The sequence below is a fragment of the Burkholderia stabilis genome (genome assembly GCF_001742165.1).
In the GTDB taxonomy this organism is placed as follows: Bacteria; Pseudomonadota; Gammaproteobacteria; order Burkholderiales; family Burkholderiaceae; genus Burkholderia; species Burkholderia stabilis.
This window is the reverse complement of record NZ_CP016443.1, coordinates 1,668,781-1,691,322: the sequence shown is the minus strand read 5'-3', so window position 1 is coordinate 1,691,322 and position 22,542 is coordinate 1,668,781. Positions and strand designations below refer to the sequence as shown.

Annotated in this window: 21 protein-coding genes; 14 read left to right on the top strand and 7 right to left on the bottom strand. The window is 66.4% G+C overall.

Features of this window, described 5'->3' with window-relative positions; translation table 11 throughout:
• Positions 1-106 precede the first annotated feature (106 nt).
• Positions 107-1,099, top strand: a complete 993-nt coding sequence (locus BBJ41_RS25450; RefSeq protein ID WP_069749009.1) for a DMT family transporter — start codon at positions 107-109, stop codon at positions 1,097-1,099.
• A 33-nt stretch (positions 1,100-1,132) separates the two neighbouring features.
• On the opposite strand, the gene purU is transcribed toward BBJ41_RS25450, so the two are convergent.
• Both purU and BBJ41_RS25440 read right to left on the bottom strand, forming a co-directional pair.
• Complete coding sequence (gene purU, locus BBJ41_RS25445) at positions 1,133-2,017, bottom strand: formyltetrahydrofolate deformylase (RefSeq protein WP_069749008.1); 885 nt, start codon at positions 2,015-2,017, stop codon at positions 1,133-1,135.
• 164 nt (positions 2,018-2,181) lie between these two features.
• Entirely contained in the window at positions 2,182-3,087 is a 906-nt protein-coding gene (locus BBJ41_RS25440; RefSeq protein WP_069749007.1) for a choline sulfate utilization transcriptional regulator, read from the bottom strand.
• Between the two features lie 239 nt (positions 3,088-3,326).
• Between BBJ41_RS25440 and betC the strand changes: the two genes are divergently transcribed.
• From betC to BBJ41_RS25420, 4 genes are all read left to right on the top strand, one after another.
• Positions 3,327-4,862 (top strand): choline-sulfatase, encoded by a 1,536-nt coding sequence (gene betC / locus BBJ41_RS25435; protein ID WP_069749006.1) that lies wholly within the window; start codon positions 3,327-3,329, stop codon positions 4,860-4,862.
• A 45-nt stretch (positions 4,863-4,907) separates the two neighbouring features.
• On the top strand, positions 4,908-5,873 hold the full coding sequence (gene choX, locus BBJ41_RS25430; RefSeq protein ID WP_069749005.1) for a choline ABC transporter substrate-binding protein: 966 nt from the start codon (positions 4,908-4,910) through the stop codon (positions 5,871-5,873).
• A 257-nt stretch (positions 5,874-6,130) separates the two neighbouring features.
• A complete protein-coding gene (locus tag BBJ41_RS25425) occupies positions 6,131-7,270 on the top strand; it encodes a porin (protein WP_069749004.1) in 1,140 nt (379 codons plus the stop codon).
• A 328-nt stretch (positions 7,271-7,598) separates the two neighbouring features.
• Positions 7,599-8,849, top strand: coding sequence for an MFS transporter (locus BBJ41_RS25420; protein WP_069749003.1), 1,251 nt, complete (start codon positions 7,599-7,601; stop codon positions 8,847-8,849).
• 6 nt (positions 8,850-8,855) lie between these two features.
• Here BBJ41_RS25420 and BBJ41_RS25415 read toward each other — a convergent pair whose 3' ends face one another.
• The 5 genes from BBJ41_RS25415 to BBJ41_RS25395 form a co-directional block, all read right to left on the bottom strand.
• Positions 8,856-9,218, bottom strand: coding sequence for a YbjQ family protein (locus BBJ41_RS25415; RefSeq protein WP_069749002.1), 363 nt, complete (start codon positions 9,216-9,218; stop codon positions 8,856-8,858).
• A 129-nt stretch (positions 9,219-9,347) separates the two neighbouring features.
• Positions 9,348-10,601, bottom strand: a complete 1,254-nt coding sequence (locus BBJ41_RS25410; RefSeq protein WP_069749001.1) for a M20/M25/M40 family metallo-hydrolase — start codon at positions 10,599-10,601, stop codon at positions 9,348-9,350.
• Positions 10,602-10,680: 79 nt separating this feature from the next.
• Positions 10,681-12,393, bottom strand: a complete 1,713-nt coding sequence (locus tag BBJ41_RS25405; protein ID WP_069749000.1) for a M36 family metallopeptidase — start codon at positions 12,391-12,393, stop codon at positions 10,681-10,683.
• Between the two features lie 481 nt (positions 12,394-12,874).
• Entirely contained in the window at positions 12,875-13,819 is a 945-nt protein-coding gene (locus tag BBJ41_RS25400) for a GlxA family transcriptional regulator (RefSeq protein WP_069748999.1), read from the bottom strand.
• Positions 13,820-13,946: 127 nt separating this feature from the next.
• Positions 13,947-14,909 carry a helix-turn-helix domain-containing protein gene (locus BBJ41_RS25395; RefSeq protein WP_069748998.1) on the bottom strand — a complete coding sequence of 321 codons (963 nt, stop codon included), beginning with the start codon at positions 14,907-14,909 and terminating at the stop codon, positions 13,947-13,949.
• Positions 14,910-15,152: 243 nt separating this feature from the next.
• Here BBJ41_RS25395 and BBJ41_RS25390 point away from each other — a divergent pair, with 243 nt between their 5' ends.
• The 9 genes from BBJ41_RS25390 to BBJ41_RS25350 all read left to right on the top strand — a co-directional run bounded on the left by BBJ41_RS25390 (position 15,153) and on the right by BBJ41_RS25350 (position 22,515).
• A complete protein-coding gene (locus BBJ41_RS25390) occupies positions 15,153-16,310 on the top strand; it encodes an amine dehydrogenase large subunit (RefSeq protein ID WP_069748997.1) in 1,158 nt (385 codons plus the stop codon).
• Positions 16,311-16,317: 7 nt separating this feature from the next.
• Positions 16,318-16,878, top strand: coding sequence for a MauE/DoxX family redox-associated membrane protein (locus BBJ41_RS25385; protein WP_069748996.1), 561 nt, complete (start codon positions 16,318-16,320; stop codon positions 16,876-16,878).
• Positions 16,875-17,501 carry a methylamine dehydrogenase accessory protein MauD gene (gene mauD, locus BBJ41_RS25380; protein WP_069748995.1) on the top strand — a complete coding sequence of 209 codons (627 nt, stop codon included), beginning with the start codon at positions 16,875-16,877 and terminating at the stop codon, positions 17,499-17,501. Before BBJ41_RS25385 ends, mauD begins: the two co-directional genes overlap by 4 nt.
• Before the next feature lie 39 nt (positions 17,502-17,540).
• Positions 17,541-18,089, top strand: coding sequence for a methylamine dehydrogenase light chain (locus BBJ41_RS25375; RefSeq protein ID WP_069748994.1), 549 nt, complete (start codon positions 17,541-17,543; stop codon positions 18,087-18,089).
• Complete coding sequence (locus tag BBJ41_RS25370; RefSeq protein WP_069748993.1) at positions 18,086-18,586, top strand: c-type cytochrome; 501 nt, start codon at positions 18,086-18,088, stop codon at positions 18,584-18,586. The genes BBJ41_RS25375 and BBJ41_RS25370 overlap by 4 nt, the downstream gene beginning before the upstream one ends.
• A 32-nt stretch (positions 18,587-18,618) precedes the next feature.
• A complete protein-coding gene (locus BBJ41_RS25365; RefSeq protein WP_069750371.1) occupies positions 18,619-19,122 on the top strand; it encodes a c-type cytochrome in 504 nt (167 codons plus the stop codon).
• A gap of 25 nt (positions 19,123-19,147) precedes the next feature.
• Positions 19,148-20,653 carry an aldehyde dehydrogenase family protein gene (locus BBJ41_RS25360; protein WP_069748992.1) on the top strand — a complete coding sequence of 502 codons (1,506 nt, stop codon included), beginning with the start codon at positions 19,148-19,150 and terminating at the stop codon, positions 20,651-20,653.
• A gap of 832 nt (positions 20,654-21,485) precedes the next feature.
• Positions 21,486-22,049, top strand: coding sequence for a CsgE family curli-type amyloid fiber assembly protein (locus BBJ41_RS25355; RefSeq protein WP_167362219.1), 564 nt, complete (start codon positions 21,486-21,488; stop codon positions 22,047-22,049).
• Positions 22,050-22,086: 37 nt separating this feature from the next.
• Positions 22,087-22,515, top strand: a complete 429-nt coding sequence (locus BBJ41_RS25350; RefSeq protein WP_069748990.1) for a curli assembly protein CsgF — start codon at positions 22,087-22,089, stop codon at positions 22,513-22,515.
• Positions 22,516-22,542: the final 27 nt, after the last annotated feature.

Genomic DNA, 22,542 nt, shown 5'->3' with positions numbered 1-22,542 from the left:
CGAGATCGGGAAAGACGGGTAAAGGACTCAAGGAACGGTAAAGCACACCGTCGCGGCGCGTTGCCGCATCGGCATCGTTTGTCGACTAATTTGGGAATGAACAGTCATGAATGGCGCAACTATCGCAATGCCCGGCGCGAGCGCGTACGGGAAGGGCATCGTGGCGTGCGTGAGCGCGACGATCCTGATGGGCGTGATGTTCCCGGTGATGACCGATGCGTTGCGGTACATCGATCCCTTTACGTTCACGTCGTTGCGTTACCTGATCGCCGGCACGGGCTTCATCGTGTTGCTGCGGATCGTCGAGGGGCCCGGTGCATTCCGGCCGGCCGGCGAATCCTTGCCGCTCGCGTGGCTGCTCGGATCGATCGGTTTTTGCGGGTTCGGATCGTTCGTGTTCCTGGGCCAGCAACTGGCCGGCGAAGAAGGGGCGCTTGCCGCGTCGATCATGATGGCGACGCAGCCGATGATGGGGCTCCTGCTCAACGCGCTGGTGCGGCGCGTCGCGCCCGCACCGGTGTCTGTCCTGTTCGTCGGGCTGTCCTTTACCGGCGTCGCCCTCGTCATCACGCGCGGCGACGTGATTGCCGCACTGCACGAACCGCAGCACTACGCAGCCAATGCGCTGATCGTCGTCGGTGCGTTGTGCTGGGTCGTCTACACGTTCGGCGCGGCGCGCTTCACCGGCTGGTCGGCATTGAAATACACGACCGTCACGACATGGCTCGGATTGACCACGATCGTCGCGGTCAATCTGGTGCTGATCGCCACGCACCGGATCGCGGCGCCATCGTTGGCCGACGTGCGCGCGGTCCTGCCGCATCTCGTGTACATGGGGCCGGTGGCCGGCTTCGGTGCGATCCTGCTCTGGATGACCGGCAACCGCAACCTGGGGCCGATGAACGGCGTGCTGTTCATGGACATCGTGCCCATCACCGCCTTCATCATTTCCGCGTTCACGGGCGTGGTGCCCAACCGCGCGCAGATCGCAGGCGCCGCGCTGACGGGCGTGGCGCTGATCCTCAACAACCTGTACCTGCGGCGTCGGGCGCGGCGAATCGGCACGGCGCCTTCGCGCGTGCCGCCGGCGTCCGCGTGACGAGAGGGGGGGGCCGCTCGCAGCGGGCCGGCCTTACGAAAACACCACCGTCCGATCGCCGTTCAGGAACACGCGCCGCTCGATGAACGCCTTCACCGCGCGCGCGAGCGTGATGCTTTCCACGTCGCGCCCCACCGCGAGCAGTTGCTCCGGACGCAGCGCATGATCGACGCGCTCGACGACCTGCTCGATGATCGGGCCTTCGTCGAGATCGTCGGTGACGAAGTGCGCGGTCGCGCCGATCAGCTTCACGCCACGCGCATGCGCCTGGTGATACGGCTTCGCGCCCTTGAAGCCGGGCAGGAACGAATGATGGATGTTGATCGCGCGGTTCGCGAGCTTCGCGCTCGTCTCCTGCGACAGCACCTGCATGTAGCGCGCGAGAATCACGAGCTCGGCGCCGCTCGATTCGAAGAAGTCGAGCCACTGCGCTTCCTGCTGCGCCTTCGTATCGGCCGTGATCGGGAAATGCCGGAACGGCAGCCCGTGCTGCGCGGCGAGCGGCTCGAAGTCGGGATGGTTCGACACGATGCCGACGATGTCCATCTTCAGCTCGCCCATCCGCCAGCGGAACAGCAGGTCCGCGAGGCAGTGCTCGAGCTTCGACACCATGATGAGTACCTTCGGCCGCGCGTTCACGTCGTGGATCGCCCATTGCATGTCGCCGTCGTCGCCACCCAGGCCGGCCGCGATCGGCGCGAATTCGTGGCGCAGCGCGTCGATCTGCAGCGTTTCATCCGTCGGATGAAACACGCAGCGCACGAAGAAGCGGTTGCTGAGATCGTCGTCGAACACGTTCAGCGCATCGACGTAGCAATGATGGCGATCGAGAAAGCCGACGACGGCGGCGACCTGGCCGGCCGCGCTCGGGCACGACAGTGTCAGGACGAATTGATCGGGGCGGTGCTCGGCGGTCATGAGACTCCTCGGATGGCATGGGGCGCACGGCCGTGCGGCAGCGCACGAAAACGCCGCGCCGCGCGGGTAGCGGGAGGCTCAAGTAAATCAGGACGATTTTGGGGAGGATAGAACCAACGCGCCGTGTGGCTGGTATCGGCGCGCCAGCGGGCGGGCGCGGCCCGCTACGCGCTCGCGCACGCGTCGAGCAGCCAGCGGCGGAATACGTGGGTCGCGTCCGGTTCGGGCCGCTGCGGCGGGCGCACCAGGAAGTAGCCGCGCGACGTGACGACGGGCGCGTCGACGAGCTTCACGAGCTGGCCCGACGCGACGAGTTCGTCGACGAGCGGCGACCAGCCGAGCGCGACGCCTTCGCCGAGCAGCGCAGCATGGATCACGAGCGCATAGCTGTTGAAGGTCACGCCGCGCGCGGTGGCCGGCGCGTCGAGGCCGTGCGCGTCGAACCAGCCGGGCCACGACAGCCAGCGTTCGGGGCGCGTCGGCTGCACGTGCAGCAGCGGCAGCGCGAGCACGTGGTCGGCGCGCGCGACTTCCGGGTGTGCGTCGCGGAACGCGGGCGAGCATACGGGCGTGACGGATTCCGGAAAGAGCCGCGCGGCCGTGCACGACGGCCAGTGGCCGTCGCCGAACAGGATCGCGATGTCGCCGTGATCGCGCTGCGCATCGTAATCCTGTGACGTGACCACCCGCACGTCGACATCCGGCATCACGCGCTTCAGTCCGGCCAGGCGCGGCATCAGCCAGTACGTCGCGAAGCCGAAATCGGTGACGATCGTGAGCGCGCCGTGCTCGCGGCGCGCGCGCAGCGTCGCGGTGGCGCCGCGCAACGTGTCGAGGCTCAGCCGCACCGCTTCGTACAGGCACTCGCCGTCGCTCGTCAGCGTGACGCCGCGCGGGCTGCGCTCGAACAGCGGCACGCCGAGCTCGGCTTCGAGCTGGAACACCTGCTGGCTCACGGCGGGCTGCGTCGAACCGAGTTCGCGCGCGGCGGCCGTGAAGCTCGCGAGCCGGGCGGCCGATTCGAACGCACGCAGCGCCTGCATCGACGGTAACGGTTCGGATTTCGACATAAGCCCCTCTAATGGCCCCATAAGGGCAGGACGCCTTCCCGGCCGGATTCGGGCGGGAGATAGTGCATCGGACGGCACGGCACGCGAGCCTCACGGCAGCCGCCAGGGCCTTCCGCGATTCTAGCCAGTCGCGGCACGCGTGCGCGGCACTTTCTTCGGGCCGCCTCCGTCATGCCGGACGTCCCGCCGCGCGAGCGGCGCGCCGTTCCATTCGAACACCGCTTTCCCCACGACCGCCGATGACGAACCCGACACCCAACATCCTGATCCTGATGGCCGACCAGCTCACGCCGTTCGCGCTGCCGGCCTACGGCAACCGCGTCGCGCGCACGCCGACGCTCGACCGGCTCGCCGCGCAAGGCGTGGTGTTCGACGCCGCGTATTGCGCGAGCCCGCTGTGTGCGCCGTCGCGTTTCTCGCTGCTGACGGGCAAGCTGCCGTCCGGGATCGGCGCCTACGATAACGCCGCCGAATTGCCGGCGCAAACGCTGACGTTCGCGCACTATCTGCGCGCGGGCGGCTACCGGACGATGCTGTCCGGCAAGATGCACTTCTGCGGGCCGGACCAGCTTCACGGCTTCGAGGAGCGGCTCACGACCGACATCTATCCGGCCGATTTCGGCTGGGTGCCCGACTGGGACAGCCCGACGGAGCGGCCGAGCTGGTATCACAACATGAGTTCGGTGCTCGATGCGGGCCCATGCGTGCGCACGAACCAGCTCGATTTCGACGACGAAGTCACGTTCGCCGCGAAGCAGAAGCTGTACGACGTCGCGCGCGAACGCGCGGCCGGGCACGACGCGCGGCCGTTCTGCATGGTCGTGTCGCTGACCCATCCGCACGACCCGTATGCGATCACACGCGAGTATTGGGATCGCTACAGCGACGACGAGATCGACATGCCGGCCGTGCGGCTCGACGCGGCCGACAGCGACCCGCATTCGCAGCGGCTGCGCTTCGTCTGCGAGAACGACCGCACGCCGCCGACCGATGCGCAGATTCGTGCGGCGCGCCGCGCGTACTACGGCGCGACGTCCTACGTCGACACGCAGTTCGGCAGCGTGCTCGCCGCGCTCGAACAGTGCGGATTCGTCGACGACACGATCGTGATCGTCACGTCCGACCACGGCGACATGCTCGGCGAGCGCGGGCTCTGGTACAAGATGACGTTCTTCGAGGGCGGCTGCCGCGTGCCGCTGATCGTTCATGCGCCGGGCCGCTTCGGCGCCGCGCGCGTGCGCGGGCCGGTGTCGCATGTCGACCTGCTGCCGACGCTCGTCGACCTGGCCGGCGCCGCGCCCGCCGGCGGCTGGCCGGACCCGGTCGACGGCGCGAGCCTCGTGCCGCACCTGAACGGCACGCCCGCGCACGATGTCGCGCTCGGCGAATACCTCGCGGAAGGCGCGGTCGCGCCGGTCGTGATGATCCGCCGCGGCGACTGGAAGTACGTGCATTGCCCGCTCGACCCCGACCAGCTCTACAACCTGTCGGACGATCCGCGCGAGCTGACGAACCTGGCCGGTTTGCCGGAAGCCGCCGACGTGCTCGCGGCGTTCCGCACGCAAGCCGCGCAGCGCTGGAACCTGCCCGAACTCGACCGGCAGGTGCGCGCGAGCCAGCGGCGCCGGCGCTTCCATTACGCGGCGACGACGCAGGGCCGCATCCAGGCGTGGGACTGGCAGCCGTTCACCGACGCGAGCCAGCGCTACATGCGCAATCACATCGACCTCGACACGCTCGAGGCGATGGCGCGCTTTCCGCGCGTCGGGCGCTGAGCGTCCCGCATCGCGATCATTGACGAACGACGGAGGAAGCTGGCGATGGAACGACAATGCAATGCAGCAATCCGGATCGGCGCGGCGCTTGCCGCGGCCGCGTGCCTGATGGTGGCGCAGGGCGCGCAGGCGGCCGATCCGCAGACGTGCGGCGACGTGAAAATGGCCGCGCCCGGCTGGACCGACATCGACGCGACGAACGCGATGGCGGGTGTCGTGCTGAAGGCGCTCGGCTACCGGCAGGACGTGGCGAACCTGTCGGTGCCGATCACGTATCAGGGGCTCAAGAAAGGGCAAGTCGACGTGTTCCTCGGCAACTGGATGCCCGCGCAGGCGCCGCTCGTGAAGCCGTTCGTCGATGAAAAATCGATCGACGTGCTGCACGCGAACCTGAGCGGCGCGAAGTTCACGCTCGCGGTGCCCGATTACGTCGCGGCCGCGGGCGTGCACACGTTCGCCGATCTCGCGCGCTACGCGGACCGCTTCGGCGGCAAGATCTACGGGATCGAGCCCGGCGCGCCGGCGAACCAGAACATCAAGCGGATGCTGTCCGACCATGCGCTCGGCACCGCGAACTGGTCGCTGGTGGAATCGAGCGAGACGGGCATGCTCACGCAGGTCGAACGCGCGGTGCGCGACAAGCGCTGGATCGTTTTTCTGGCGTGGGAACCGCATTTGATGAACACGAAGTTCCATCTGACCTACCTGTCCGGCGGCGATGCATATTTCGGCCCGAACTACGGCGGCGCGACGGTCAATACCGTCACGCGTTCCGGATTCGCCGACCAGTGCGCGAACCTCGCGCGCCTGTTCCGGCAGATGACGTTCTCCGTCGATGTCGAGAACCGGATGATCGCCGACATGCTCGACAACAAGATCTCGCCCGCGCTCGCAGCGCAGCACGCGCTGAAAGCCGACCCGGCAAGGGTTGCCGGCTGGCTGGACGGCGTGACCACAGCCGCCGGCGCGCCGGGCCTGCCGGCCGTTCGCGCGGCCCTCGACAGCCATTGACCCGGCCTTCTGGCGGCCGGTTTTTACCGCGCCGCCTGTCTACGTGTTTTCCCGACCGGTCGCATCGTGACCATTTGGTGTCGCCTTCAGACGGGTGATGCGAAATATGGGTTTGTATTTTTCGCCAATGGCTGCGTTATTGCGCAAAACGAAATGCCGAAGCCATCGGACGTACTGAATTCGAATCCACCGGCGTATCGCGGCGCGCGCCGGGAAGCGGTTCTTTCCATCGAACGGTTCAGGGAGGGTGGTCGACAATGAAGCAAACGAAAGTTGCCGTAGCCGCCGCGCTTGCATGCGCGGCCTGCATTCCCGCCATCGGGCATGCGCAGAGCAGCGTGACGCTGTACGGGATTCTCGACGCGGGCATCACGTACGTGAACAACACCGGCGGCTCGCACGTGGTGAAGTTCGACGACGGCGTCGCCTACGGGAACCGCTTCGGCCTGAAGGGCACCGAAGACCTCGGCGGCGGTCTGAAGGCCGTGTTCACCCTCGAGAGCGGCTTCCGCCTCGGCAACGGGCAACTCGGCTTCGGCGGCGCCGAATTCGGCCGGCAGGCGTATGTCGGCCTGCAGAACGACTGGGGCACGCTGTCGTTCGGCAACCAGCTCGACATCACGAACGAACTCGTGTCGATCTACAACATCTCGGCGTGGGGCAGCGGTTATGCGATCCACCAGGGCGACTTCGACCGCTTCAACGGCGACCGCTTGCCGAACTCGGTGAAGTTCCTGTCGAACGACCTCAGCGGCTTCAAGTTCGGCGCGATGTACTCGTTCGGCAACGTCGCGGGCAACTTCCACCGCAACAGCGCATGGAGCGCGGGCGCGAGCTACACGAAGGGCGACTTCTCGATCGGCGCCGCGTACACGCGCCTGAACAACCCGAACGGCATCTACGCGTTCGACCCGTACGCGATGATCGGCACGCACACGTTCCTCGGCCAGCAGACGGTCACCGTCGATCCGGCGACCGGCGCACGCACCGACCTGTTCGCGAACACGCCGATGGACGTCGACAGCCAGGGCACGTTCGGCATCGGCTCGAGCTACACGATCGGCAAGCTGACGCTCGACGCCAACTTCTCGTACACGACGATCAAGGGTTTCGGCCAGTCGTCGCACATGCAGGTGTATGAAGGCGGCGGCCTGTACCAGTTCACGCCGGCGCTGAGCCTGATCGCGGGCTACCAGCACACGCGCTTCGAAGGCCATCACTGGAACCAGGGCACGGCGGGCCTGCATTACCTGCTGTCGAAGCGCACGGACGTGTATATCTCCGGCGATTACGTGCGCGCGTCGCAAGGCGTCGATGCGGTGGTCGGCTACAGCTTCACGCCGTCGACGACGCAGACGCAGGCCGACGTGCGGATCGGGATGCGGCATTCGTTCTGAGCGGGGTGGTGTGGGGCAATGACTTCTTCAGCGAGGTCTCTCTTTGGCGCGAACTGCGGTTCGCGCTTTTTTTTTTGTGCGGCGGGTTGGGTCGGTGAAGGATCGGGTTGAGGGTGGACGCGCGCGTCGGCACCGGGCTGACGGGGCCCGCGATCGGCGTGATGACGCGTGACGTGACGCGGATGGGGGGCCATGCCGCTTGCCTGCGTGCCGGCATACGTGCGGACGTGCGGGGTCGATTTTCCGCATTTGCCCTATCATCGCCACTTGGCAATGACCCGACCGGTGGCGCATACGGGCTTCACGCACCGCCGGCCGCCAGACCCCGATGACCACGCCCTTACCCGACTCCAGCCCCGTCTCTCCCTTACCCGCGAACCTGTTCCGCCACGCGCCGTTCCAGCGCTTCTGGGGCACGCGCGTGATGTCGTCGCTGGCTTTCCAGATCCTGTCGGTCGCAATCGGCTGGTATGTCTACGCGCTCACGCACAGCGCCTTCGCGCTCGGTCTCGTCGGCCTCGCGCAGTTCGTGCCGATGTTCGCGCTGACGCTCGTCGTCGGGCAGGTGGCCGACCGCTACGACCGACGGCGCATCGCGACGATCTGCCAGGGCGTCGAGGCGCTGGCCGCCGGCGTGTTCCTGCTCGGCGCCGTGCAAGGGTGGCTGGCCGCGCCGGCCGTCTATGCGCTCGCGGCGGTGGTCGGCACGGCCCGCGCGTTCGAGTCGCCATCGGTATCGTCGCTGCTGCCTGCCGTCGTGCCGCGCACCGACCTGCCGCGCGCGACTGCGTTGTCGACATCCGCGAACCAGGCCGCGCAGATCCTTGGTCCCGCATTCGGCGGTTTGCTCTACGGTCTCGGCGCGCCGGTCGCCTTCGGCACGAGCGTCGTGGCATTCGCGATCGCGGCGATGCTGAGCGGCACGATTCCGCTGCGCAGTGCGCCACCCGCACGCGAGCCGGTCACGCTGCGCTCGGTGTTTTCGGGAATCGCGTTCATCCGGCGCGAGCCGGCGATTCTCGGTGCACTGTCGCTCGACCTGTTCGCGGTGCTGTTCGGCGGCGCGACCGCGCTGTTGCCGATCTACGCGCGCGACATCCTGCAGGTCGGGCCGTGGGGGCTCGGCGCATTGCGTGCGGCGCCCGCGGTCGGCGCGCTCGCGGGCACGCTGTGGCTCACGCGCTTTCCGTTGAGGGGGCGGCCGGGCCGTGCGATGTTCGGCGGCGTGATCGCGTTCGGCATCGCGACGATCGTGTTCGGGTTGTCGCGGCACTTCGCGCTGTCGCTCGTTGCGCTGGCCGCGCTCGGCGCATCGGACGTGGTCAGCGTCGTCGTGCGCCTGTCGCTGGTGCAACTGCGTACGCCCGACGACATGCTCGGGCACGTGAGCGCGGTCAATTCGCTGTTCATCGGCACGTCGAATCAGCTCGGCGAATTCGAATCGGGCGTGACGGCCGCATGGTGGGGCGCGCCGACGGCGATCGTCGTCGGCGGCGCGGCGACGATCGCGGTTGCGCTTACGTGGATGCGGCTGTTTCCGCAACTGACGAACATGAAGTCGCTCGAGCGCGACGCGTGACGCGCATCACGCGCCCTGCGTCACGCGCACGGCCGTGCCGTAGCAGATCACTTCGGTCACGCCCGAGCCGATCTCGGTCGAGTCGTAGCGCATCGCGACGATCGCGTTCGCGCCGAGCTTGCGCGCGTCCGCGAGCATCTTGTCGAATGCCTGCTGGCGGGCTTTCTCGCACAGCGATGTATAGAGCGTGATGTTGCCGCCGAAGATCGTCTGCAGCGATGCGCCGAACGAGCCGACGATCGAGCGCGAGCGCACGATGATGCCCTGCGCGACGCCGAGCGCGCGAACGGTCGTGTGGCCGGGCAGATCGAATGCGGTCGTGACGCGGGCGGGCGAGAGATCGTCGAGGGAGCCGGTGATGTCGGTCATGGCGGGAGGCGCGTGGCGAAGTGGTCGAACGACGATTCTATCCGGAAGGGGAAAACGCGCTGAAACGGTCGCCCGCGCGGCGGGCGCCCGTTTCTTCCTTGCAGCGAACGACGGCTCGATGCGAAACGGTCAGGGTTTGACCGTCGCGCCGCTCACGCCGCCGAGATCGACCGCATAGGCCAGCGCGAGCTTGCCGAACTTCAGCGCATGGTTCGCCTGCCGGTCCGAATTCTCCAGCGTGTCGTTCACGGTATGGATGTACGGGCTGTCGTTCTGGTCGGCCTCGAACGGGAACGATGCCGGATAACCCTGCGCATTCCACGACGCGTGATCCGAGCACGCATACCCGCACTGCGACGTGCCGATCGCGAGTTCCGGCAGGTAGGTCTTCGCGAGGTTCGTCAGGTAAGTGTTCTGCGCGGCGTTCGTGTAGTCGGTGATCAGATAGATATCCTTCGGATCGCCCTTGTAGTTCGTCATGTCGAGCTGCAGTACGCCGACCACGTTCGCATTCTGTGCGCGGAACTGCTTCGCGATCGCCTTCGATCCGAGCAGCCCGGCTTCCTCGGCTGCATACCCGACGAACTTGATCGTCCGCTTCGGCCGGTAGTCGTTCGCCAGCAGCACGCGCAGCGCCTCGGTGAGGCTCGCGATGCCCGACGCGTCGTCGTCCGCGCCGGGCGAGCGCGTGTTCTCCGTCGTGCGGCCGACGGTCGAATCGAGGTGGCCGCCCAGCACGACGGTGCCCGCAGCCGGATCGCTGCCGCGAATCGTCAGGATCACGGACTTCTGCGGAAAGCCCGTATGCGCGAACTGCTCGACGGTGATGTCGGCGCGCGAGCCTGCCAGTTGTTTCCATTGCAGCGCGAGCCAGTCCGACGCGGCCACACCGTGCGACGTCGTGTAGTAGCGGTTCGTGAAGCCGGACAGCGACGTGATCGTGCCGACGATGTTGCTGGCCTGAAGTTGCTGGAGCCACGTGCCGATCTGCGGCGCGTTCGACACCTTGTACACCGGCGCCGCGGCCAGCTTCGCGAGCGACGCGGGTAACGGCTGCAACGCCTGGCGCGCTTCGGCGAACGAGTCGTGCACGACATAACCGGGCCCGTGGCCGCGCGTGTGGTGGACGGCGTGCGCAAGCTCGCCGAGCTGCGCCTCGTCGATTTCGACGACGTGAACGGTTTCGCGGCGCGCGGCGCCGTCGGCCGTCTTGCCGGCGTCGACGGTCGTGCTGTATTGCGCGGTCGCGCCTGCGTCGATGCGTTGAAGCTGGCGGAACGCCGCATCGCCGAGCGTGATCCACACGGGCGCCGCATGCGCGGCGGCGGTCAACAGGATGCCGCCCAGCGCGGCGCTCAGATGGGTGAGTTTCAGAGTAGGCATGTTCGATCTCGCGAGGGTAACGATGTCGAGGAGGAGGGCGCGCCGCAGGTCGTGCGATGCGCCCCCGCCTGCTGCGGAATTACGATTTCTGCGGCACGGTCACGCCGTACGTGCAGCTCTTGTTGTACGCATTGCCGATCGCCGTGAGCTGCGCGTTGCTGTAGCCGAGCGCGGAGGCGGCCGTCAGCACGGCCTGCGCGGCGGCCTTCTGGTTGGTCGAGCCGTTGGTCATCGACAGCCCTTTCAGGAACGCCTTGTCCATCGCCTGCGCGCCGATCGCGTCGCGCGCGACGAGGTTGCACGATGCCCAGTACTGGCCGGCCGTGTGGATCTCCGCGCCGCGCGCCTGCGCATAGGTGCGCCCGACGTTCCAGTTGGTCACGCGGCCGCCCCAGTATTCGTTGTGGCCGTCCCAGTTGTAGACCCAGTGGTACTGCGCGTCGGTCGGGCTCCACTGGTTGAAGTCGCGGCTGTATGCGGCGGCGAGATAGTCGCCGGTGCCTTCCGACAAGCCTTCCTGTTGCGACAGGCCGCCGTTCGTCACCCAGTCGTGGATGCCGTGGCCGAGCTCGTGGATCACGACGTCCGCATCTTCCGCATCGTCGACGCCGCCTTGCCCGAACGTCAGCCGGCCGCTGCTCGACGAGTACGACGAGTTGTCGTCGCCCGATTCGCCGTGCGGGTCGTATTGCACGCCGCCCGTGTACTGGTACGGCAGCGCCTTGATGCCGAGCGTCTGGTTCACGTAGCGCAGGAACGTGTCGATGTGGTAGTACGCGTTCACGGCCTCGAAATACAGGTTGCCGCGCGTGAACTCGAAGGCGGGCGTCGATTGCACGGGGCAGGCTTTGTCGAGCGGCGCATCGAAATCGACGCACACCGCATACGGGCCCGACAGCGTGTAGCGCGAGCCCGATTGTGCAAGATCCTTCAGCGTCACGCGTACGCGCGCGGCGGTGAGCTGAGACGAATCGGCGTCGTTGTTGTCCTTGTAACCGGCGCTGCCGTAGCTGCTTTTCGTCGAGGACAGCGGATCGGGACGGAACACGAAACCCGTGCCGTCGGTCGCGTAGAACGCCTTGTCCTCGGCGCGCAGCACTTCGCCGCTGCCCGAATCGATCAACAATTCCCAGTCGCCTTTCGGTCCGTCCTGCGGGCGGCCGCGCACCTTCCACGCGGTATGCGTGCCGGCCTTGTCGACGAACGCGACGAGCTGTGCGTCCAGGTTCGTGAAGCCGCTGACGCCGAGATACGCGCGTGCGCGGTCGAGCGCCTGCTGCTGGTCGACGGCCTGCGTCTTGCGCGTCGTCGCGACCACGCCGTTGATCGTGTTGCTCGCGACGTACAGGATGCGGCCGTCCTTCGCGACGGTCACCGCGATGTCGCTGCCGTACACGGGCAGCCCGGCCGACTGCTGCTGCAGGCGCACGACGGTGAAGTCGGCATCGTTGCGCTCCGATGTGACGACGAGGCTCGCGAGTGCGGCCGGGTCGAGCCCGAGCTGCGTCGCCTGCGACGCGACGAAGTCGCGCGCGGTGGCGGCGGGTGTCGCGGCGGCCTTCTTCGTGTGGTATGCGGGGTTGTACAGCGTGACGGCGACGCCGTCCGCGCGGAACTGCCCGGCGGCCGTATCGGCCTTCGCGGCGGGCGGCGCGACGCCGCGCGTCAGGCTTTCGCGCAGGCTCGTCGCCTGCGGGTTCGAGACCTTGGTATCGGCCAAGGCGCCGCCGACGATGCCGAAACCGAGCGCGAGACCCAGGGCGAGCGGCAATGCTTTGCGTGATGTCTGCATACGTGATCCTCATCTCAACGGTTGGACACGCCCGTGCGCTCGTGGCGCGCAGGCACGACACGGCCCGCGCGCCGGTTCGATGGAACCGGTGCGGCGAGGCGGTGTTGGGAGCGACGACTGACTAAGGAAACCTAAGTGTCAAGTCGAAACGAAAACGCAGGGAGGCGGCGGGGCAGGGAAGCGAACGGCAGGCAGGTGCGGCAACGGCGAAGCGAGCATCGTCATGTCATACCCCTCGGATCGGCATTGATGTCGGTTCGGCAGCCCGTGTGGTGCGACGTGCGTCGCGACCCGGCTCTCATCTCGTTAGGCTGCCTATCTAATTGCGAGGTATGTTACAGAATATTTTCGAGATCATTGCAATATATTTTCGACGGTAATCTCGGTCCGCCGATCAATCGCCGGCATTGTTCAGCGAACGGCAGGAAACGCTGCAGGAACGCGCAATACCGCGCCGGATTGTGATTAAAGCGCGCGACGATCAGCGCGTTGCGCGCCGGTCGCTGCGCGGGCTCATGCCGAACCGCGCACGATACGTGCGGGAAAAATGTGACGGCGATTCGAACCCGCACGCGACGCACACCGACGTGATGCTCATGTCGGTCTGCTGCAGCAGCTCGCGTGCGCGGTCGAGGCGCAGGTTCAGGTAGAAATGCGTCGGCGTGTCGTTCAGCGTCGCGCTGAACAGCCGTTCGAGCTGGCGCCGCGTGATCGATACGTCCTGCGCGAGCGCGTCGGAGCCGAGCGGGTTTTCCATGTGCCGCTGCATCGTGCCGATCACCTGGATCAGCTTGCGGTTGTGCACGCCGTAGCGCGCGGCGATTTCGAGCCGCTGGCTGTCCGAGCGCTGGCGGATGCGGCTGACGACGAACTGCTCGGAGATCGCCGCGGCAAGATCGGCGCCGTGCCGCCGCCCGATCAGGTCGAGCATCATGTCGATCGACGCGGTGCCGCCCGCGCACGTGATGCGCCGCTCGTCGATTTCGAACAGCTCCTGCGTCGCGTTCAGGCCGGGATAGCGCTCGCGGAATGCGGCCAGCGCTTCCCAGTGCAGCGTGAGAGGCTGTGACGCGTCGAACAGCCCGGCTTCCGCGAGCACGAAACTGCCCGTATCGATGCCGCCGAGCGTCGCACCGTGCCGGTGCTGGCGGCGCAGCCAGTCGCCGAGTGCGCGCGTGTAGCACACGAGCGGATCGAAGCCCGCGACGACGAACACCGTGTCGACCTGCGCGACGTCCGCGCACGCAGCTTCGGCGGCCACCGGAATGCCGTTGCTCGCGGCGACGGGCGCGCCGTCGGCGCTGATCACGTGCCAGCGGTAGAGCTCGGTGCGAAAGCGGTTCGCGACCCGCAGCGGCTCGACCGCGGACATGAAGCCGAGCGCGGAGAAGCCGGGCAGCAACAGGAAGTGAAAATCCTCGGGCATCGGAGCAGGGGATGGAATCCGGTGGTCGTCACGCATCGCGCGACGCGGCGATCGGGCGGGCGCACGTCGCGCCCGGTTCTCGCGCGTCGAACGGTCAGCGAAAGATTATCGCGGGTTTTGCGGACGTTCAGCGGATTTTTGCGCCGCGTACGGACCGGCGCGCCGTGGTCGACGGCAGCTCGCCGAACTGGGCCTTGTACGCGTTCGCGAAATGCCCGAGATGGATGAAGCCCCAGCGCGCGGCCGCGTCGCTGATCGGCAGGTCGGCCTGCCGCGTATCGAGCAGCAGGCGGCGCACCTGCGACAGGCGCAGCGAGCGCACGTAGTTCAGCGGGCTCGTCTGCACGACCGACTGGAAACTGTTCTGCATCGTGCGCCGGCTCACGCGCAGTTGCGCGCACAGGCTCAGGATGTCGACCGGCGCCTCGGGGTGTTCGATCACATGGTCGTGCACGCGGCGCACGATGTCGGCGCGGCACGCATGCGTGAGCCGGCTCGGCGGCTCGGGCATCCGGTAAGTGAGGAGATCGACGAGCACGTTGCCGATGTCGCCGCGCAACTCGCGCTGGGCACGCGCATCGATGAACGCATCGGGTGTGGAGAGCAGGCGTTCGAGCTGCGTGGCGATCTGCAGGCTCGCGCGCATCAGCACGGCGGCCGGCATCTCGGCGACGCCGCGCCGAAGCGTGGTTTCGTCGAGGCGGACATCGGCCGCATCCTCGACCTGCTGCATCAGTTCGGCATCGATGACGACGCCGATCAGCGACATGTTGTCCGGCGAGTGCAGTTCGAACGGTGCGCCGCCGCGCGCCATCACCATTGTGCCGCGCTCGATGCGCGCGCCGCCGAACGCGAACGCGCCTGAGCCGGTGAGCGGCATGCCGAACACCGTATGGCCGGGCGGCAATCTTCCGCGTTGGATGATGCGGACGTTCGCGGCTTCCTGGAACAGTTGCACGCCGTCCAGCACGGCATGCTTGACCGCGCTGCGATACGCGCCCGGGCCGATCTGGTCGTAGCGCTGATTCCAGCCGCGCAGCGCCTCGGCATGCCGGTCCGCGTCGTCGAACATCTCGTGAAACACGAACACAGCGCCTCCGGGCGATCGAGCAGGACCGCGCAAGATTAAACCGACCGTGCGGTCGGCGCAATAAGGTCGAGCGCTATTCCGCGCGTATTCGTCAGAGGGTCGGAAGCCGCTTGCACGCGCGCCTTTCAGGCGGATTTCCAATATCCCGAATCGGCACGCACGCGTTGCCGGTCCGGGTGCTGACGGGATTTATTGTCGAACTACAGTCGCCCCACATTACGTGATTCCCCAACTGGAGGCGACATGAGGACAAGGCGACGAACCGCGGCGCTCGCGGCGACGCTGGCGTTCGCTGCGGCATGGCTCGGCAGTGCGCGCGCGACGGAGAAACCCGAAGAACTGGTCGTGCAGAAGATGCCGCCGTGGCATCCGCACGAGGTCTATATCGTCGACATCTCGATGCCGTCGATGACCGACGGGCGCATCTACGTGTACGACGCCGACGCGAAGAAACTGCTCGGCCAGATCGACGGCGGCTTCGGCCCCGGGCTCGCGATCTCGCCGGACCACAGGACGAGCTTCGTCGCGACGACCTACTTCTCGCGCGGCTCGCACGGCACGCGCACCGACGTCGTCGAGATGACGGACAACACGACGCTCGATCATGCGGGCGAGATCGTGATTCCGGCGAAGCACGGGCAGCATGTGCCGTCGCCGTACAACACCGCGTTCAGCGCCGACGGCAAGCGTCTGTACGTGGCGAACATCACGCCGGCCGCATCGGTGACGGTGATCGACGCCGTCTCGAAGAAGGTGCTCTCGGAGATCGACACGGCTGCGTGCGTGCTCGCGTATCCGTCGGGCAACGACCGCTTCACCGCGCTGTGCGAAAGCGGCAAGGCGCTGACCGTCACGCTCGGCGCGAACGGCAAGGAAACGAAGCGCACGATGTCGGACGCGTTCATCGACGTCGACAAGGACCCGGCGTTCGTCAACGCGTCGCCGTACAAGGGCGGCTACCTGTTCACGACGTTCCGCGGCAACGTGCGCAGCGCCGATTTCAGCGGCGACAAGCCGGCGTTCGGCCCGTCGTGGCCGCTGCTGACGGAAGCCGAGCGCGCCGAAGGCTGGCGCCCGGGCGGCATGCAGCAGACGGCCGTGCAGGCGAAGCAGAACCGCTACTACGTGCTGATGCACAAGGGCGACGAGCACTCGCACAAGGACCCCGGCACGCAGGTCTGGGTGTACGACCTGGCGTCGAAGCAGCGTGTCGCGCGCTGGGATCTCGCACAGCAGAAGATCGATCCGCTCGTGTCGATCCAGGTCAGCGCGGACGACAAGCCGCTGTTCTACGGCCTGACCGGCACGTCCGACCTCGTCGTGATGGATGCGTCGACCGGCAAGCTGCAGAACGTCGAGAAGCAGATCGGCAATACGTCGTCGCTGCTCGTCAACCCGTGAGGCCGCGATGACCCTCGATCCCGTACTCGCCACCAGCGCGCAGGCCGGCGCGGCCGTCGTCGTGCTGCTCGGCGCCTTCGCGAAGATGCGCCGGCCGGCCGCGTTCCGCCAGGCGCTGGCCGGCTACCGGCTGTTGCCCGACGCGCTGACCGCGCCCGCCGCGTTCGCGATTCCGCTGGCGGAAGCCGTCGGCGCCGCGGCGCTGCTGTTTCCCGATACGCGCATGGCCGGCGCGATCGGCCTGATCGCGCTGTTGCTGGCCTTCGCGGCCGGGCTCGCGATCAACATCCTGCGCGGCCACACCGACATCGACTGCGGCTGTTCGGGCTTTGCCGCGACACGTGCGGCGTCGGACGCGCCGCGCGGCATCGGCTGGCTGCACGTCGGACGCGCACTGCTGCTCGTTGCGCTGGCCGCGACCGCGCTCGTCGAGCCGGGCACGCGCGCCGTCGTGTGGTTCGACTACCTGACGTTGTTCTTCTCCGTACTGCTGATCGTCTGTGCGCTGCTTACCGTCGACGTGCTGCTCGCCAACGTACCGCGCCTGTCCCACCTGAGGAATTCATGATGCAAACCGCTCTCACCGTTTCCACCGCCCTGCTGTGGGTGGCCGTCCTCGCGCTCGGCGCGATCTGTCTCGCGCTGGTGCGCCAGATCGGCATCCTGTACGAACGCATCATGCCGGCCGGCGCGCTGATGATCGACAAGGGGCCGGCGGTCGGCGCGATCGCGCCGACGTTCGAGCTGACCGACATCCGCGGCTCGCAGGTGAAGGTCGGCGGTATCGACGCGGCGGGCAAGGCGACGCTGCTGTTCTTCCTGTCGCCGACGTGCCCGGTCTGCAAGAAGCTGTTGCCGCTGCTGCCGTCGCTGCAGTCGAGCGAATCGACGCCGGTCAACGTCGTGCTCGCGAGCGACGGCGATCTCGACGAACACACGCGTTTCGCGCAGAAGCAGAACCTCGGGCGCTTCCCGTACGTGCTGTCGCAGGAGCTCGGCCTCGCGTACCAGATCGGCAAGCTGCCGTATGCGGTGCTGCTCGACGAAACCGGCACGGTGCGCGCGAAGGGGCTCGTCAACACGCGCGAGCATCTCGAGAGCCTGTTCGAAGCGAAGGAGCGCGGCGTCGCATCGCTCCAGCAGTTCGTGCACGGCGATCACAGCCACGACGCTCACGCGCAGCACGCATGACCGGCCGAACCTTTTTCAACGTCAGGGGAGAACAACGACATGGGCCTGTTTGATTCATGGTTCGAGCGGTCGGCGCGCGGCGTCGCGCAGCACAGTTCGCGGCGCAGCGCGATGGCCAGGCTCGGCAAGGTGCTGGTGGGATCGGCGATGCTGCCGCTGCTGCCAGTCGACCGCACCGCGTATGCGGCCGATGCGGCGTCGGGCGCGTCGGCGGCTTCCGGCGGCGCGGCTGCATCGGGCGCGAGCGACGATCCGATGAGCTGCGATTACTGGAAATACTGCGCGATCGACGGCTGGTTGTGCAGTTGCTGCGGCGGCACGTCGAGCAGTTGCCCGCCGGGCACGACGCCTTCGCCGATCACGTGGATCGGCACCTGCCGGAATCCGCACGACGGGTCGGACTACATCGTGTCGTACAACGACTGCTGCGGCAAGACGTCGTGCGGCAAGTGCTTCTGCAATCGCAACGAGCGCGAGAAGCCGCTGTACAAGCTGTCGCTGAACAACGACATCAACTGGTGCATGGCGAACGGTAATTCGAATTACCACTGTTCGGTTTCGGTTCTGCTCGGAGCGGCAAAGCAATGAAAGTGAAGCAAGCAGGCAAGATCGCGGCCGCCTGTATCGCGACGGTCGCGGCCATCGCGTTGCCGGGCATCGCCGGCGCGCAGCAGGCCGTGCATTACCCGGCCGGCAAGAGCGTGTTCGACGCGCAGTGCGCGGTGTGTCACCAGGCGGGCGGCAAGGGGCAGGACGGCCTGGCGCCGCCGCTGACCGAGTATCCGGGCAAGTACTCCGCTGCTGCGCCGGGCCGCGTGCAACTGGTCGCGACGTTGCTGCACGGGATGTTCGGCGAGATCAAGGTGCGCGACAAGAGCTACAACTTCAAGATGCCGTCGTTTGCGAGCGCGAGCGACGACGATATCGCGAACGTGCTCAACTACGTCGTGTTCGACCTCAACGCGAAGCACGGCGGCGCGAAGCCGTTCACGGCCGCCGATATCCGCGCGGCGCGCGCAACCGAAATGGACGGCACGGCCGTTCATGCGCAACGCGAGACGGTGATCAAGGGGCTGGGCCTGTGAAGGTCGCCCGTGCATCGCGCGCTGGCGAGCCGATGCCGGGCGCCCGGCACGTGCCGGCGAAGGCAGTGGTGCGGAGCGCTCGCCTGGCGCCGCTGCTGCTGGCCTGCGCTGCCGCCTGCGCGGCCGCGTCGCCCGCGCAGGCTGAAAGCGCGGCCGATGCGGTGCTTGCGCGGCAGCATTGGGTGCTCAATTGCATGGGCTGCCATACGGCGACGGGCGGCGGCATTCCCGGCAAGGTGCCGCCGCTGTCGAACTCGCTCGGTTATTTCACGCATCTGCCGGCGGGCCGCGAATACGTGATGCGCGTGCCCGGCGCATCGAATTCGGCGCTGTCGGATCAGGAACTGGCCGACGTGCTCAACTGGGTGCTCACGACGATGAACCGCGACGCGCTGCCGCGCGATTTCAAGCCTTATACGGCGGCCGAAGTCGCCGCGCACCGCCGGCCCGCCTTTTCCGACGTCGCGACCGTGCGCGCTGGTTTGGTCCGCGCGCTGCACGAACGCGGCATCGACGGTGTGACCGACCGCTACTGACCGACTCATTCAAGGAAAAAAGATCATGGAGACGAACGACACCTTCCCGTTGCTCGATGCAACACGCGCGTTCCTCGCGAAGCCGAAGAAGATGCTGGTCGGCGCGGAGTGGACCGACGGCGCGTCGGGCCGCCTGCTCGACGTCGTGAACCCGGCCGACGGCACCGTGATTTCGCGCGTGCCCGAGGCGGACGAGCGCGACGTGCAGCAGGCAGTCGCCGCCGCGCGACGCGCATTCGATGCGGGGCCGTGGCGCACGGCGAAGACGACCGACCGCGAGCGCCTGCTGCTGACGCTTGCCGACCTGATCGAAGCCAATGCGCGCGAACTCGCCGAAATCGAATCGCTCGACAACGGCAAGCCGGTGATGGTCGCGCAGGGGCTCGACGTCGCGATGGCCGCGCAGTGCTTTCGCTACATGGCCGGCTGGGCGACGAAGATCGAAGGCAGCGTGATCGACGCGGGCATGCCGTATCTGCCGGACAGCGAAGTCTTCACCTATACGCGCAAGGAACCCGTCGGCGTGGTCGGCGCGATCATTCCATGGAATTTCCCGCTGCTGATGGCCGCATGGAAGCTCGCACCCGCGCTCGCGACCGGTTGCACGGTCGTGCTGAAGCCCGCGGAAGACACGCCGCTGAGCGCGTTGCGGCTCGGCGAACTGATCCAGCAAGCCGGCTTCCCGGATGGCGTCGTCAACATCGTCACCGGCTACGGTCATACGGCCGGCGCGGCGCTGTCGCGCGATCCGCGCATCGACAAGATCGCGTTCACCGGTTCGACGCAGACGGGCAAGACGATCGGCCATGCCGCGCTCGACAACATGACGCGGATGTCGCTCGAACTCGGCGGCAAGTCGCCGGTGATCGTGCTGCCCGACGTCGATCTCGACAAGGCCGCGCTCGGCGTCGCGAATGCGATCTTCTTCAACCAGGGGCAGGTGTGTACGGCCGGCTCGCGCGCGTACATCCATGCAAAGGTGTTCGACGGCGTGATCGAGCGTGTCGCGCAGATCGCCGCGAGCCTGAAGATCGGCCCGGGCATGGACCCGTCGACGCAGATCGGCCCGCTCGTGTCGGCGAAGCAGCGCGAGCGCGTGTGCGGTTATATCGGCTCGGGATTCGACGAAGGCGCGCGCGCGGCGGCAGGCGGTCGCGCAATCGACGGGCCGGGCTTCTTCGTCGAACCGACCGTGCTGGTCGATACGACGCATGCGATGCGGGTCGTACGCGAGGAAATCTTCGGGCCGGTGCTCGTCGCGATGCCGTTCGACGACGTCGATACGGCCGTGCAACTCGCGAACGACACGCCCTACGGGCTCGGCGCGAGCATCTGGTCGAACGATCTTTCCGCGATTCACAAGCTCATTCCGCGCATTGCGGCCGGCACCGTGTGGGTTAACTGCCACTCGATGCTCGACAACGCGATGCCGTTCGGCGGGATGAAGCAGTCGGGCTTCGGCAGGGAGCTGGGCCGCGCGGTGATCGACCAGTTCACGGAAAGCAAGTCGGTGATGATGAATTACGCGTAAATGCGGGCGGGCGTTGCTGCGGGTCGGGAACGCGCGCACCGGCATTATGTATACAGGCAACGTGCAGACGACCGGCAACCGTCGGTGACGGTCGGGTTGAAGCACCGCGTCTGATAGCCGCGGGCGCGGCAGGGATTCACGTGATCGCATCGGCGCTTTCCTGTACGGTAATAACGAGCCGTTTTGGGTTGTGAGCGTTGTCGTACGCGGCTCTTCGCCGAAACCGGGCCGACGCGAAATTCACGTTATTTCCCCGTGACTTAAAGCGCTCTCTTAAATAAATAAAATAACTATATTCGCACTGCTTGCCGTGCATGCTTTGAAGTGCCACGCTCGCGACATATTCATCATATCAACAGATGTTTATTGACCGGCCGTTCGGACTTGCGCCAGATGGCAGAACCGGCTTTGGTCTGACGATTATCCTTTCGTGACACGACGTTACGCCGTGTCGTTACGGATGTGCCCGTGCCGGGACGTTACGTTACGTGCCCCGAGGTTTTCAAACGCAGGAAAAATCAGCATATTGATATGAAGTTATGCTGCGAACGATCGTTCAAATAAGAATGCTTATTATCGATTTATGGTTCGCAAACGTTTTACATGAAAAAAATCTTGTAATTCGAAATGGTTGTCTTTCGGGAAAATAACGTGCGGTAAATCGATTCTCGCCAGGCACGCCTCTTGCTCCTTCAACGACCCATGTGCCGCATCGCGCTCGACGAAGGCCGGTTAAAAACGAAACACAAGCCGGCGTCATAGATCGTACAAATCAAACCGGGGGTTGGGGAAAATGAAATCGAGTTCAGGCCTGCTGACTGCAGGATGCGCGTTGTTGTGCCTGTCGATATTGGCGACGGCCCGCGCGCAGGACACGATCGACCTCTCGCCGTCGGGTGCCGCGCCTGTCGGCCATCCCATCGCTCCGCCATCGACGCTGCTGAATTCCGAGCGTGCGATGGAGCCGCCTGCGCCGGCCGCGAATCCGGGCGTCACCGTGGCGCCGAAGCCGCCCACCGGCGCCGCATCGCGCGCTGCCCAAACTGCTTCCCGCAAGGTGCTGCCCGAAGACCGGCTCGGCGGTACCGTCACCACCGACGCCGTCACGCTCGCCGGCCGCGATTTCTATACCTATTTCTCGCGCGCATGGACGGAGATTCCGTTGAGCGAACGCTACGTGATCGCCGTTCACGAACGCCCGTCGGGGCGATACGGCAGCCTGATCTGGGTCGAGTTTCAGCAGAAGCGCGTGTTTCAGACCTTCCTGCCGATCGCACGCTCGAACGTCCGCGGGGTGGCGGAGAGCGCCGCCAACCTGGCCTTTCAGACCGTCATCCAGGATGACCTGTCGAATCTGCTGTTTCCCGATGCCGATCTGGCGAAAGACGAGATTTAATCAACGAATGGTGTGAAGGAACGAGGAGAGCCTTGATATGAAAAGGAAAAAATTAGTCCTACTGATTGCGATGATGTCGGCGTCGACGTTTGCGTCGGCATCGGCGCTCGTCTATACGCCGAACAACCCGAACTTCGGCGGCAATCCCGCCAATGGCCCGAACCTCCTGAACGAAGCCAACGCGCAGAACAAGCACACCGATCCTTCGCTGTCGTCATCGGGGTTGAGCTCGCAGTCGTCGCTCGACCAGTTCAACGCGCAATTGCAGCAGGCGATCCTGTCGCGCGTGGCCAGCTCGGTGACCAACTCGATCGTCGGCACCAATGGCGAGCTCAAGCCGGGGACGATCAGCACGGGCAACTTCACGATCGTCGTGAGCCAGGCCGGCAACGGCAACCTCCAGGTGACGACGACGGACAAGACGACGGGGGCGACCTCCACGTTCATCGTGAGCAACGGCCAATAAATCGAAAAAGCGATCGGGAAGACCATG